The sequence below is a fragment of the Dietzia sp. genome (assembly GCF_036741115.1).
Lineage (GTDB): Bacteria > Actinomycetota > Actinomycetes > Mycobacteriales > Mycobacteriaceae > Dietzia.
This window is the reverse complement of record NZ_DAINST010000036.1, coordinates 17351-29995: the sequence shown is the minus strand read 5'-3', so window position 1 is coordinate 29995 and position 12645 is coordinate 17351. Positions and strand designations below refer to the sequence as shown.

Here is a 12645-nt window from a genome sequence, read left to right as displayed (position 1 = left end):
TTATCCCGGACTTCGACTGCGGTTTCGTCGACGGCCGGCGAGTCGGGTCCGGGCTCGACATCCGTCGAGTTGGATTCGGCATCGCCTGCGGACGGGGCGGGATCAGAGGGCAGTCCGGCCTCGGCGCGGTCCCAGATCTCGCGGTCCCACAGTCCGGCGCGCTTGGCCACGACCGTGGCGACGAGAGACTGGCCCGTGACGTTGACCGCGGTGCGGCCCATATCGATGATCGGCTCGATCGCGAGCAGGAGGCCGACGCCGGAGAGCGGGAGTCCGAGTGTCGAGAGGGTGAGCGTGAGCATCACGGTCGCGCCGGTGGTGCCCGCCGTGGCGGCGGAGCCGAGGACCGACACGATCATGATGAGCGCGTAGTCGGTGAGCTGGAGCGGTATCCCGTAGAACTGCGACACGAAGATCGCCGCGATCGCGGGATAGATGGCGGCGCAGCCGTCCATCTTCGTAGTGGCGCCGAGGGGGATGGCGAACGAGGCATACTCGCGCGAGACGCCCATCGACTGTTCGGTGACCCGCTGGGTGACGGGCATGACGCCCATCGAGGAGCGGGTGACGAAGCCGAGCGAGGTGACCGGCCAGACGCGGCGGTAGAACCCGATGACCGGAATGCGCTGCGAAAGGAGCACGAGTGGGTAGATGACGAGGAGGACGATGGCGAGACCCACGTAGATCGCGATGGCGAACTTCGCGAGAGAGCCCAGCGCGTCCCAGCCGTAATCTGCCACGGCGTGCCCGATGAGTGCCGCCGTCCCGATGGGCGCGAGGCGGATGACCCACCACAGCACCTTTTGCACGATGGCGAGGAAGGACTCGGTGAACTTGAGGAACGGTTCGGCCGTGGGGCCGACCTTGACCGCCGCGACGCCGATGACACCGGCGATGACGAGGAGCTGGAGGACGTTGAAGCTCAGCGTGGTTTCGTCGCCCGACGTCGACGCGCCGAGGCCGAGGATGTTCTCGGGGACGACGCCCTGGAGAAATGCGAGCCAGCTGCCCGTGCTCTCGGGTTCGGCGGCCGCACCCGCGTCGACGCTAGAACCCACGCCGGGGCGAATGATGAGACCGACGCCGATGCCGACGAGCACCGCGGCGGCGGCGGTCAGCATGAACCAGCCGATCGTGCTCACCGCCAACCGCGCGGCGTTGGTGACCTTGCGGAGGTGTGCGACCGAGGTGATGACCGCGGCGAGCACGAGCGGTGGGACCATGACCTTGAGGAGCTGGACGTACGTATCGCCGAGACCTTTGAGAAGGCCGCCGAGCGCTCCGTCCGAGCCCTGCGCGCGAGCGATGAGTCCGAGGATCAATCCGATGACGAGGCCGGTAAGCACCTGCGCCCCGAAGCCGGTCGCCCACTTCGGCAGCGGCAATCGGCGCTTCCTCTCGGCCGTGCCCGCAGGCGCGACCTCTATGTTCGCGTTGGCCATATCCAACCTCTTCCCATGCCGAGTCTGCGTGTCGATTCCGATCCACATTTCGAATCCGTCCGGGTCCAACCATCAGGAACCGACACGAATTCCGGTGTCGCCTGTGACATTTCAGACAGATCTGTCTACTTGGGGAATCGCGGATCGACGGGTCGATTCCGGGGTGGACCCGGCGGCGCGGCGGGCATGCCGGAATAGCCCGGTTTGCCGGAGTAGCAGGGAATGCCGAAATAGCGAAGAGCCGCCGAATCGGAATCCGATTCAGCGGCTCTCCGCGTCCTGTGGTCGGGCTGACAGGATTTGAACCTGCGACCACTTGACCCCCAGTCAAGTGCGCTACCAAACTGCGCCACAGCCCGTCCGTCGCGCTGGCGACGAGACAACTGTAGCGGATACGTGGAACGCGGCCCAATCCGGGCGCGGCCCGGACCCGACCCGACCCTCGCGAGCGATTTCGTGCCCCGGTAACCCGGAGGCGTGGGCCGGGGAATCTATAGACTGGCCGGGGTCGAATCAGGGAGGTCTAGTGTCTGCAGTCGATACGCATTTGGTCGGAGTCTTCGAGGACGTCGTCCGGCGGAACCCGGGAGAGCGCGAGTTCCACCAAGCCGTGCGCGAGGTTCTAGAGTCCCTCGCCCCGGTCGTGGAGAAGCACCCCGAGTACACCGAGGCCTCGATCATCGAGCGGATGTGCGAGCCCGAGCGGCAGATCATCTTCCGCGTGCCGTGGGTCGACGACGAGGGGAACGTCCGCGTCAACAGGGGATTCCGAGTCGAGTTCAACTCGGCGCTCGGCCCCTATAAGGGCGGCCTCCGCTTCCATCCGTCGGTCTACCTCGGCATCGTCAAGTTCCTCGGCTTCGAGCAGATCTTCAAGAACTCCCTCACCGGCCTCCCCATCGGCGGCGGCAAGGGCGGGTCGGATTTCGATCCGCAGGGCCGCTCCGACGGCGAGATCATGCGCTTCTGCCAGTCGTTCATGGCCGAGCTCCACCGCCACATCGGCGAGTACACGGACGTGCCGGCCGGCGATATCGGCGTTGGGCTCCGCGAGGTCGGATTCCTCTTCGGCCAGTACAAGCGGCTCACTAATAAATACGAGTCCGGCGTACTCACCGGCAAGGGACTCAACTGGGGCGGCTCCCTCGTCCGTACGGAGGCCACGGGCTACGGCACCGTCTTCTTCGCCGCCGAGATGCTCAAGGCCAAGGGAGACGACTTCGAGGGGAAGCGTGTCGTCGTCTCGGGCTCCGGCAATGTCGCGACGTACGCGGCCGAGAAGGTCCACCAGCTCGGCGGCACCGTCATCGCCTGCTCGGACTCCGCCGGTTACATCGTCGACGAGAAGGGCATCGACGTCGACGAGGTCAAGGACATCAAAGAGGTGCGCCGGGGCAGGATCAAGGAATACCTGGAGAAGCACCCGCACGCGTCCTATGTCGCAGGCGGCAGCATCTGGGACGTGTCCTGCGACATCGCGCTCCCGTGCGCCACGCAGAACGAGATCGAGGAAGACCACGCGATCCACCTCGTCAAGAACGGTTGCGTGCTCGTCGCCGAGGGCGCGAACATGCCGTGTACCCCCGAGGCGATCCACGTGGTCCAGGACGCGGGGATCCTCTACGCCCCGGGCAAGGCCGCCAATGCCGGCGGCGTCGCGACCTCGGCCCTGGAGATGCAGCAGAACGCCTCGCGGGATTCCTGGTCGTTCGAGTACACCGAGGATCGCCTCCAGCAGATCGTGCGCGACATCCACAAGCGCTGCGTCACGACCGCCGATCAGTACGGGCGCCCCGGAAACTACGTCGTCGGCGCGAATATCAGCGGATTCACCCGAGTCGCCGAGGCGATGCTGGCCTTCGGCGTCATCTAGCGCCGGATCGGCGGCCCGAACTCGGGCCCGGTGCGCGGGGCCCAGGCCAAGGGTCCCAGCCTTGGTGCCAGCTCATGGGCCGCACGCCACTGGTCTGACGCCACGAATACGCGCACGGAAGAGGAGAGCGGATGCCGAAGAAGACGGCAGAGACCGAGCCGACGCCGCCGCGCGGCACCGCGCGGGAACGAGTCGTGGCCGACGTCGATGTGCTGTGCACGGGGCGCGACCTCGAGGGGGTCCGGGAGCTCTCCGACCTCGCCGCCATCCTCGTCGCCAGCGGGCACGTGAGCCGACCGGTCGGAGAGATTGTGGTGCAGCGCATCCGGGCCGACCTCGGATTCCCCGGGATCGGCGGGTATCACCAGCTCCGCGCTCTCGCGGTGCAGGCGCAGACGGCTGCGGAGATCGCCGAGCGGCCGCAGCCTGCGGTCCTGCGTTTTCCCGCTCGCGGGGTCGCCGCCGAGTATCGGCGCAGGCTCCTCTCGCAGCGGAACGCCTTCGTCTCGGGCGGCGGGTATTTCCCGAGCCGTGGCCGCGATATCCGGGCGGCTCGCCGTCGGGGCGTCTATCTCGACCAGGACCAGCGTGGCGAGCTCTTCGACGCGCTCACGCTCACGCCCACGGTGCGCGCGGTGCCGCCGCTGCCCAACACGATCAACGGTGCGCGCGCGTGGATCCGCGACGTCGGCCTCGACCAGTTCGACGCGCTGTTCTCCGGCCAACGCCGTACGGGCGAAGGCGGCGGGCCCCGCCAGGGGAACGGTGGGCGTGGCGGTGCGGCGCCCGCAGGCGGGGGCCAACCCGGCTATGACGGCGGAGGTCCCGCGAACCAGTGGACGACCCCCGGCGCCCCGGCCGCGGGACGTCGTCGCGATGCTCGGCACGGCGGCTTCGGCGGACAGGCCGTTCCTTCCGGCGTGCGGACGGCCGCGCTGCCGGAGATGTACACCGCACTCATCCTCGAGGCCGGTGTTCTCTACGACCGGCTCCTTCTCGCCTACCACCACGGCGGCAGCGCGACCGATGAGCTCCGCCTGCAGTTCAATGCCGAGGAGGAGCTCTCGCAGATCTCCGCGGACACCATCCAGCTCCGCCAGGCGGTCTCCGTGGTTCCGCGCGCAGAGCGACCCGGGACGACGGGCTTCTCCGCCGCGACGGGCCTCGGCCCGTCGTTCGACGAGGCGTGGGGCGAGATCGTCGACAGGGTCGGCGTGTTCCGGGAGCTCGTCGAGCTCGCCGAGAATCAGGCGAAAACGGTGATGGAGGATCGGCGGAGGGCCGCGCCTCGCGTCGACCGCGTGCCCGGGTACCCGCCTACGCCACCGCGCGGCGGACAGCCGCCCGTGGGCCCGGGCCAGAGTCCGGCCTCGCGCCGCAGGATCGATACGGCGGCCAGCGAGCTGATGTCGTCCGCGGGGCAACGGCAGGTCTCCATCGACTCGATGCGGCGTCTGCGCAACACGCTTCGCCGACCGCAGGGGCCGATCGTACCCGGCGGGCCGAATGGCCCGGGAGGCGCGGAAGAAACCGGAGAACCGGGGGCCGGGGGACCGGATGGTAGCTAGCGGAGGTGCCGAGTGGGATCCCAGCCTCCCATTGCTCACGGCGTCCCGCACATAGACTGACGACCGACAACGAACGAATGATCTCGGGAGTACGACGACGTGGCAATGAAGACCGGCCTGTGGAAGATCCTCGGTGCCTCGCAGAAGAAGGACACCAAGAAGGCCAAGAGCTCGATCGACGCGTCGGCGGAGTTCGAATCGTGGGCGGCGGGCCTGCCCACCGAGAGTTTCGCCGACGAGGCGCACGCGCTCGACCTGTTCGGCGACCCCGCACCCGATGAGCCGAAGTTCCTCGCCCTCGTTCGCGAGGCCGCCGAGCGCTCGGTCGGGCTCCGGCCCTTCGACGTGCAGCTGCAGGGCGCGCTGCGGATGTTCGCCGGCGATGTCGTGGAGATGGCCACCGGCGAGGGCAAAACGCTCTCGGGTGCGATCGCCGCGGCCGGCTACGCGCTCCAGGGGCACACCGTCCACCTCATGTCGGTCAATGATTACCTGGCAAGGCGCGATGCCAAGTGGATGGGCCCGCTGTTCGAGATCCTCGGCCTCTCGGTCGGATACGTCACCGAACACTCGACCCGCGAAGAGCGCAAGGCCGCCTACTCGGCGGACGTGACCTACGGCTCGGTCTCCGAGATCGGCTTCGACATCCTCCGCGAGCAGACCATCACGCGACCAGGCGACCTGATCCGGCCGATCACCGACGTGGTCATCGTCGACGAGGCCGATTCGGTACTCGTCGACGAGGCGCTCGTGCCGCTCGTGCTCGCCGGCTCGACCTCGGCCGAGGCGCCCTCGGGCGAGGTGTTCGCCGCGGTGCGCCGGCTGCGCGCCGGCCGCCACTACGAGACCGACGCCGAGCGCCGCAACATCTTCCTCACCGAGGACGGGGCCAGGGCGATCGAGAACGAGCTCCACATCGCCGACCTCTACGATGCCGAGCACGTGGGCACGACCCTCGTGCAGGTCAACGTCGCCCTCCACGCGAACGTGCTCCTTCGGCGCGACGTCGACTACATCGTCCGCGACGGACGCGTCCAGCTCATCAACTCCTCGCGGGGCCGAGTCGCCGAGCTTCAGCGCTGGCCCGACGGACTCCAGGCCGCGGTGGAGGTCAAGGAGGGGGTGGCGATCTCCGAGGCCGGCAAGATCCTCGACTCGATGACAGTCCAGGCGCTCATCGGGCGGTACAAGCGGGTGAGCGGGATGACCGGCACGGCGCTCGCGGCGGGTAACCAGTTCCGCGAGTTCTACTCGCTCGGCGTCTCTCTCATCGAGCAGAACCGCCCCAATATCCGTGTCGACGAGCCGGACGAGGTGTTCATCGACACCGAGCACAAGAACGCGGCGATCGTGCAGAAGATCGCGGAGGTCCACGCGACAGCGCAGCCGATCCTCATCGGCACCCAGGACGTCGCCGAGTCCGAACGGCTCGCCGAGGCGCTCGCGGCCGAGGGCGTCGAGGCGATGGTGCTCAACGCGAAGAACGACGCCGAAGAGGCCGAGATCATCGCCGAGGCCGGCAACGTCGGCAACGTCACCGTCTCCACGCAGATGGCCGGTCGCGGCACCGACATCAAGCTCGGCGGCTCCGACGAAGCCCGTCACGACGAGGTTGCCGAGCTCGGCGGTCTCTTCGTCATCGGCACGGGCCGCCACCGCACCGAGCGGCTGGACAACCAGCTCCGCGGCCGCGCAGGCCGCCAGGGCGATCCGGGCCGGAGCCTCTTCTTCTCCTCGATGGAGGACGACGTCATCGCCTCCGCCGTCGAGCCGCACAAGCTCCCCACGGCCCACGACAAGCTCACCGGCGAGATGCGCGGCGAAAAGCCGCGCCACCTCGTCGACCACGCTCAGCGGGTCGCCGACGGGCAGATGCTCGAGATCCACGCGAACACGTGGCGGTACTCGAAGCTCCTCGCGGAGCAGCGCGACATCATCGCCGAGCGCCGCCGGGAGCTGCTGCTCACGGAGAAGGCATACGAGGAGATGTCCGAGCACGAGCCCGATCGGATCGCCGAGCTCGAGGAGAAGGTCGGGCACGAAGCCACGGTGCAGGGCTGCCGCGACGTGATGCTCTGGCACCTCGATCACGAATGGGCCGAGCATCTCGAGGAGATGGAGGACGTCCGCGAGTCGATCCACCTCCGCGCGCTCGGGCGGCAGAATCCGCTCGACGAGTTCCACAGGATCGCCATCGCGGGGTTCAAGCACCTAGCCAATCGCGCGGTCGACGAAGCGCGTGTGACCCTTGCGGGAGTCGCCTTCACAGACGCCGGCGCCGACCTCGAGTCCGAGGGCAAGGTCCGCCCGACCTCCACGTGGACGTACATGGTTCACGACAATCCCATGGCCGCGGGAGGAAATGTCTTCTCCGGCATGATGGGGGCGTTCCGCTGATCGGGCCCGCCCCGACGCTCACCCCCCGCACACACGCCGCCCACGATCCGGCGTCCACCCACAGAGAGGAGCACTGCCGATGAGCCCCAGCCCCTCTCATCCCGCCGAGCCGGGACGCTTGGGGGCGTGGAGTGGCGCCGAATGGCAGGAAAGGCAGCCGGCTGCTGGGCAGGAGGCCGACGCTGCCGAGCAGTGGCACAGCCACGTGGAAGGTTCGTCGTCAGAGGCGGAGGTGGGCCGCCCGGATGACGGCGAGCCTCCCTACGGCGGGACCGAAGGGGAGCGGCTGTCTGCGCGCGAACGTTTCGCCCAGGGAGAGCGCCTCGACCTCAAGGACTGGCGCTCGGGCTCGGGCAAGGTGCTCGGCGTGGACATCCCGGAGCCGCGCGGGGGGCACCTCTCGGCGGCCGTGCCCCCGGGCGTCCCCGGGGTGGAGCACGAGCCGAGCCCGCATCCCGGCGAGGTCAGCGACCGGGTATGGACGATCCCGAACCTCATTTCGATGGGCCGCATCGCGCTCATCCCGTTCTTCACGCTCTGCGTCGCGCCATGGGACCGGCCTGGGCTCGCGCTGATCCTGCTCGCGGTGCTCGGCGCGTCCGACTGGCTCGACGGCAAGATCGCCCGGCTGTTCGACATGCGCTCGCGGCTCGGCGCGAAACTCGATCCGATCGCCGACCGGATCCTCATCGCCGTCGTGCCTCTCGTTTTCGCCTTCGCCGGGCTCGTTCCCTGGTGGGTGGTGTGGGTGCTCCTCGCGCGAGACGCGATCCTCGTGTTCACGCTGCCGGTGTATCGGCGCAGGGGAGGCGTGCCGGAGGTGATCTACCTGGGCAAGGCGGCCTCGTTCGCGCTCATGTGGTCGTTCCCGCTCCTCCTCGCCGCGGCGGCCCACGTGTGGTTCGACGATCCGCTGCGCCTCGCGGGGGAGGCCGCGCTCTACTGGGGCGTGGGCCTCTACACCTGGTCGGGGAGCGTGTACCTGTTGCGTGCGGTGCAGGTGGCGCGAGTGGTCCCGCCGACCATTTCGAAATAGCTTGCCGCCACGTAGCAATCGCGTGATCCGGGGCATACCGAGCGGTGTCGGGGGACGCCGCGGTGCGCGGTGTGTAGGATTTTCTGCATGCCGTCCGGCCGCATATCGCGGTGGCCGGCCAGACGTTTCATGCGAAAGGTACGCCATGAGTGAGCAGAACGTTCCTGATCAGCTTCGCTACACCGAAGAGCACGAGTGGATCGAGAAGATCTCTTCCAACCGTGTGCGCATCGGGATCACAGAGTACGCCCAGGAGAAGCTCGGCGATATCGTCTACGTCCAGCTTCCCGATGTCGGTTCGGAGACCCAGACCGGCGAGCCGTTCGGCGAGGTCGAGTCTCCGAAGAGCGTGTCCGATCTCTTCGCTCCGCTCACGGGATCGGTCGTCGAGATCAACAGCGAGCTCGAGTCGAGCCCGGAGCTCATCAATTCCGATGCGTTCGGTGAGGGCTGGATCATCGTCCTCGAGGTCGCGGACGAAGAGGATCTCGAGGCCCAGCTCGCCGAGACCCTCGACGGGGACGCCTATAAGAAGATCATCGCGGAGTAACTGCGCAGCGGAGCCCATGCCCCGCCGGTGCGAACGCGCGGGTGTCCGCAATCAGATGCGGATACCCCTGACCCATGCGCCGCATTAGCGGATAGTATGGACAACGAAAATCGAGAAATGTCGCGGCCGATCGCCGGGACCTTTCGAAAGAGGGAGAAGACGGTAGTGAGCGAAAACAAGAACTTCCCCGAGGCATCCGCCGAGACCACGTCGGTGTTCCGCGCCGAGCTGCTCAAGGAGTCGGACGGCCAGGGTGGCGCGAACGAGGCCGCGGTCTCGGGTGTCGAAGGCCTGCCCGAGGGCCAGGCGCTTCTCGTGGTCAAGCGCGGCCCCAACGCCGGCTCGCGCTTCCTCCTCGACCAGGCGACCACCTCGGCCGGCCGCCACCCAGACAGCGATATCTTCCTCGACGATGTCACGGTCTCGCGCCGTCACGCCGAGTTCCGCCAGGAGGGCCAATCCTTCTCCGTGGTCGATGTGGGGTCGCTCAACGGCACGTACGTCAACCGCGAGCCGGTGGATAGCGCCGCGCTCTCGAACGGCGACGAGGTCCAGATCGGCAAGTTCCGCCTCGTGTTCCTCACCGGCGTCGGCGGTCAGTGAGTCCCCAGCCCGCCAGAAAGCAGGTCGATGGCCGGCCGACGACTCTGTCGATCGGTCAGGTCATCGACCTTTTACGTCCGGATTTCCCGGACGTCACTATCTCCAAGGTCAGGTTTTTGGAGAATGAGGGGCTGGTCACCCCCGAGCGCACGGCGAGCGGCTACCGCCGTTTCTCCGGTTCGGATATCGACCGTCTCCGCTTTATCCTCGCCGCGCAGCGAGACAGGTACCTCCCGCTCAAGGTGATCCGTACGGAACTCGCGCAGCTCGACGCAGGTGTCGCGGACGGTAGCACCTCGACCCTGCCCATCGGTGGTAGGGGCGAGAGCGTTCCGGGCTCGGAGCCGGGAGATTTCCGCCCGGCGAAGGCCACGCGCCTTTCCGCCGAGATGGTCGCCGCGGAGTCCGAGACCACCGTCGCCTTCGTGGAGCAGCTCGTCGAGGCCGGGCTCATCGTTCCCGGCCGCGCTGGTTACTACGAGGCGGAGGCGGCGATCATCGCCAAGACAGCTCACGAGCTGTCCGAGCACGGCGTGGAGATCCGGCACCTACGCTCGTTCCGTACCGCTGCCTCGCGCCAGGCCGACGTGATCTCCTCGATTGCCTCGCCGGTCGCGGGTCGCAAGGATCCGGACGCCAAGGACCGCGCGGCGGAGCTCGTCCGGGAGGTCGCGGCGCTTTCCGTGACCCTCCACTCGACCCTCGTGACCGTCAACGTCCGACGCGAACTCGACCGCTAGGCAAGCATCCGTATCCACGCGGGGCCGAGTGTCGCGCGGGACCGTCAATCCGGCCGCCGCACCGCGGGGCCGCCACAGGAGGGGAGAACCGATGGCCGAAGAGAATTCCGGCGCGAATCCCGCGGGAGCGGACATCGAACTCCGGATCGTGGGAGTCCGCTTCGAAGAGCCCGATTACGCCCCGGTGCTCATCCTCCGCGAAGTCGCCGGAAACCGCGTCATTCCGGTATGGATCGGCGCGGCCGAAGCCGCTTCGATCTCGATGCAGCAGCAGGGCGTCGTCCCCGACCGTCCGCTGTCCCACGATCTCCATGTCGAGTTGATCTCGGCGCTCGGCCACTCCCTCGACCGCGTGGTGCTCACGCGCGTCGACCGCGGAACCTTCTACGCCGAGCTCCTCGTCGATGGAACCACCACGATCTCCGCCCGCCCGTCCGATGCGGTGGCGATCGCGCTGCGTGCCGCCGTCCCCGTCTTTGCGCGGCCGGGGGTTCTCGAGGAGGTCGGGATCAACCTCGACGCCGAGGGGGAGGTCGACGTCGAGGCGTTCAAGGAATTCCTTGACCACGTGTCGCCCGAGGACTTCCTCGACGACTGAGTTCGGGACCGGCTCGGTTCCAGGGACGGCCGACAACTGGACAGAGGGCCCGAAGGTTGGGGCGCGGGCCAAGCAGAATCGGCACGTCCGTCGTCACACTGTTACCAATCTCCAGGTAGAGAGCGGGTCTCAACCTCAACTTGAGGTTTAGATTTTCCGCGTGTCCTATTGATTGTCCCGGGGATCGGCCATAGCGTGAGGTTCACAAACAACGGCTGTGAAATTTCACAGATGTATTTCAGAACTCGCCTTGGATACCGGCACGGGACTAGGGTGTAGACGAACCTTGCGGAAAGGGGTCGACGTGGTCGACGATTCTCGGGGCGCGGGCGCCCATGGTAGCGATGCCGCCGCCCAGATCGAACTGGACCTCGAGACCTCCGGTCGTGCGCCCATTGCGCAGCCGGTGCAAGGAAGCCTCAACGACATCGAGCCGGGGCTCTTCCCGGATGACGTGATCCCGGACGAGACCATGGGCTATCGCGTGCCCACCGCCCTCCAGGTCGCCGGCATCACCTACCGCCAGCTCGACTACTGGGCACGCACGGATCTGGTCAAGCCCTCGATTCGCAATGCCGCCGGCTCCGGCTCGCAGCGTCTCTATTCCTTCAAGGACCTCCTCGTCCTCAAGATCGTCAAGGGCCTGCTCGATACGGGCATCTCCCTGCAGAACATCCGCCAGGCGGTCGAGCAGATCCGCTCGCGCGGCGTCGAGGACCTGTCGAACATCATGCTGGTGTCTGATGGCAAGACGATTTTCGAGTGCACCGAGCAGTCCGAGGTCTTCGACATCCTCAACGGCGGCCAGGGCGTGTTCGGCATCGGGATCGCCGGCGCGATGCGCGACCTCACCGGCACGATCGCCGAGCTCCCGGCCGTGCGCATCGAGGATCTCGAGCAGGATTCCCCGGCGGTGGAGGACGAGCTCGCCTCGCGCCGCCGCGCGCGCCAGCGCCGCACCGGCTAGAATTCGCCGCTTTAGTACTTCGGCCCGCCCGGCCATGCACCGCCGAGGCGGGCTTCCGTATGCGCACGAGGCGTCGCGAATACTGCGCGGCGGCCAGGCGAAGCACCCGCTGCGTGTTTGATCGGCGCGCGCGCCGCCACGTAGGCTGAAACCCGCGCAGACACCGTTCGGGAGAGACCCGGGGCGATTCGAGGCCCGGGCGCCGAAGGAGCAAATCCTCTCCGGGAAACTCTCAGGCACAAGGGACCGAAGCGGTGGCCCATGCGCCTCTGGAGAGTGGCGGCACGTCCGCACGCCCACGGGGAAAGCCGCCACCCGCGGCGAATCTCTCAGGCGCTCCGTTCCCTCGGGGACGGGCAGGGACAGAGGGAGAGGGGACAGTCGCCGTACCACGGTCGGTGTCACCCCCTAGCGCGCCCAGCGCCGGATCCCGACACTCCCCGAAGGAGCCCCCTTTGTCGTCGTCCTCCAGCCACACCAGCTCGTTCCTCGGCCGGCACCTCGGCCCCGATGCCACGGAGATGGAGCGGATCCTCTCCACGATCGGCGTCGGATCGCTGGTCGAGCTCGCCGATTCCGCCGTTCCGTCCGTGATTCTTGACGAAGCCGATGCCGAGGGCCGGGCGAAGGGCATCGACGCGCTCCCTGAAGCGGTCTCGGAGGCAGAGGCACTCGCCGAGCTCCGCGCGCTCGCAGACCAGAACGAGGTCGCCGTATCGATGATCGGGCAGGGCTACTACGACACGCTCACCCCGACCGTGATCCTCCGCAACGTCCTCGAGAACCCCGCCTGGTACACGGGCTACACGCCGTACCAGCCGGAGATCTCGCAGGGCCGGCTCGAGGCGCTCATCAACTTCCAGACCATGTG

At 67.7% G+C, this 12645-nt stretch carries 10 protein-coding genes, 1 tRNA gene, 1 pseudogene and 2 riboswitches; of the genes and pseudogenes, 10 read left to right on the top strand and 2 right to left on the bottom strand.

From position 1 onward, the window contains the following. On the bottom strand, positions 1-1442 hold a 1442-nt coding region (locus V7E05_RS07400), incomplete at its 3' end, for a dicarboxylate/amino acid:cation symporter (protein ID WP_333619024.1). Between the two features lie 282 nt (positions 1443-1724). Continuing rightward, a tRNA-Pro gene (locus tag V7E05_RS07395) sits at positions 1725-1801 on the bottom strand. 167 nt (positions 1802-1968) lie between these two features. Between V7E05_RS07395 and gdhA the strand changes: the two genes are divergently transcribed. From gdhA to V7E05_RS07345, 10 genes and pseudogenes are all read left to right on the top strand, one after another. Continuing rightward, on the top strand, positions 1969-3315 hold the full coding sequence (gene gdhA, locus V7E05_RS07390) for an NADP-specific glutamate dehydrogenase (protein WP_333619023.1): 1347 nt from the start codon (positions 1969-1971) through the stop codon (positions 3313-3315). Positions 3316-3446: 131 nt separating this feature from the next. Continuing rightward, a complete protein-coding gene (locus V7E05_RS07385) occupies positions 3447-4883 on the top strand; it encodes a hypothetical protein (RefSeq protein ID WP_333619022.1) in 1437 nt (478 codons plus the stop codon). A gap of 105 nt (positions 4884-4988) precedes the next feature. Continuing rightward, positions 4989-7280: an accessory Sec system translocase SecA2 gene (gene secA2 / locus V7E05_RS07380; protein WP_333619026.1), complete on the top strand. Its 2292-nt coding sequence runs from the start codon at positions 4989-4991 to the stop codon at positions 7278-7280. Positions 7281-7359: 79 nt separating this feature from the next. After that, positions 7360-8316 carry a CDP-alcohol phosphatidyltransferase family protein gene (locus V7E05_RS07375; protein WP_333619021.1) on the top strand — a complete coding sequence of 319 codons (957 nt, stop codon included), beginning with the start codon at positions 7360-7362 and terminating at the stop codon, positions 8314-8316. A gap of 145 nt (positions 8317-8461) precedes the next feature. After that, entirely contained in the window at positions 8462-8866 is a 405-nt protein-coding gene (gene gcvH / locus V7E05_RS07370) for a glycine cleavage system protein GcvH (protein WP_333619020.1), read from the top strand. A 165-nt stretch (positions 8867-9031) separates the two neighbouring features. Next, on the top strand, positions 9032-9469 hold the full coding sequence (gene garA, locus V7E05_RS07365; RefSeq protein ID WP_333619019.1) for a glycogen accumulation regulator GarA: 438 nt from the start codon (positions 9032-9034) through the stop codon (positions 9467-9469). Beyond that, entirely contained in the window at positions 9466-10209 is a 744-nt protein-coding gene (ftsR, locus tag V7E05_RS07360) for a transcriptional regulator FtsR (RefSeq protein ID WP_333619018.1), read from the top strand. The genes garA and ftsR overlap by 4 nt, the downstream gene beginning before the upstream one ends. A 91-nt stretch (positions 10210-10300) precedes the next feature. Beyond that, positions 10301-10807: a bifunctional nuclease family protein gene (locus tag V7E05_RS07355; RefSeq protein WP_333619017.1), complete on the top strand. Its 507-nt coding sequence runs from the start codon at positions 10301-10303 to the stop codon at positions 10805-10807. Between the two features lie 394 nt (positions 10808-11201). Further along, positions 11202-11774 carry a MerR family transcriptional regulator gene (locus tag V7E05_RS07350; RefSeq protein WP_333619025.1) on the top strand — a complete coding sequence of 191 codons (573 nt, stop codon included), beginning with the start codon at positions 11202-11204 and terminating at the stop codon, positions 11772-11774. A gap of 158 nt (positions 11775-11932) precedes the next feature. Next, positions 11933-12033, top strand: a riboswitch (glycine riboswitch). Further along, positions 12034-12150, top strand: a riboswitch (glycine riboswitch). 145 nt (positions 12151-12295) lie between these two features. Continuing rightward, positions 12296-12645 (top strand): annotated as a pseudogene (locus V7E05_RS07345) (glycine dehydrogenase (aminomethyl-transferring)); the annotation flags it as partial.

Coding starts and splice junctions, on each gene's coding strand:
- V7E05_RS07385 (WP_333619022.1), top strand. CDS start 3,447: ATGCCGAAGAAGACGGCAGAGACCGAGCCGACGCCGCCGCGCGGCACC.
- secA2 (WP_333619026.1), top strand. CDS start 4,989: ATGAAGACCGGCCTGTGGAAGATCCTCGGTGCCTCGCAGAAGAAGGAC.
- V7E05_RS07375 (WP_333619021.1), top strand. CDS start 7,360: ATGAGCCCCAGCCCCTCTCATCCCGCCGAGCCGGGACGCTTGGGGGCG.
- gcvH (WP_333619020.1), top strand. CDS start 8,462: ATGAGTGAGCAGAACGTTCCTGATCAGCTTCGCTACACCGAAGAGCAC.
- V7E05_RS07355 (WP_333619017.1), top strand. CDS start 10,301: ATGGCCGAAGAGAATTCCGGCGCGAATCCCGCGGGAGCGGACATCGAA.